This is a genomic window from Corallococcus praedator (assembly GCF_003612125.1).
GTDB classification, from domain to species: Bacteria; Myxococcota; Myxococcia; order Myxococcales; family Myxococcaceae; genus Corallococcus; species Corallococcus praedator.
This window is the reverse complement of the sequence record NZ_RAWI01000826.1, coordinates 1-690: the sequence shown is the minus strand read 5'-3', so window position 1 is coordinate 690 and position 690 is coordinate 1. Positions and strand designations below refer to the sequence as shown.

General features: G+C 73.9%; 1 protein-coding gene. It reads right to left on the bottom strand.

From position 1 onward, the window contains the following. A partial coding sequence (locus D7Y13_RS48520; protein WP_120631077.1) for a glycosyltransferase occupies positions 1 to 690 on the bottom strand: 690 nt, incomplete at both ends.

The following is a 690-nucleotide window of genomic DNA, read 5'->3' as shown; positions in this document are numbered from 1 at the left end:
GGACGGGGGCAGATCCAGGAGGGCTTCGACCTCGGCCTGGATGGCCTGCTGGAAGCGGGCGCGGCTGAAGCGCTCGGCCTGGGCGCGGGCGTCCTCGGGGCGGAAGGAGGCCTCCCAGGCGTCGAACTGGCGCACGGCGGTGGCGAGGGACGCGGGGGTCTGTTCCGGGAAGAAGAGGCCCGTCTTGGGAGTGACGGTCTCCAGGGCGCCGCCCTTGCCGAAGGCGATGACGGGGCGGCCGGTGGCCTGGGCTTCCAGGGGGGTGATGCCGAAGTCCTCCTCGGGGGTGAAGAGGAGCGCGCGGGCGTCGCGGTAGAGGGCGGGGAGCGCGGCGTCGGGGACGTTGCCGAGGAAGCGGATGTGGGGCGGCAGCGGGCCCGACGTGAGGCGCGAGGCCTCCTGGCCGGTGCCTACGATCCACAGGGGGGTGGACAGGGTGCGGAAGGCCTCCAGCGCGACGTCCAGGCGCTTGTAGGGGGCGAAGGCGCCGAGCCACAGGAAGTAGCCGCCCTGCCCTCCTCCGGCGAGGGGCATCTGGGTGAAGCGGTCGAGTTCGACGGGGGGCGGGACGACGGAGGCCTCGCGGCCCCAGAAGCGGCGGATCTTCCCGGCGATGTGCTGGCTGTTGGCGACGAGGCGGTCCACGCCGTCGGTGGAGGCGCGGTCCCAGGCCTGGAGGTAGGGGCGCAC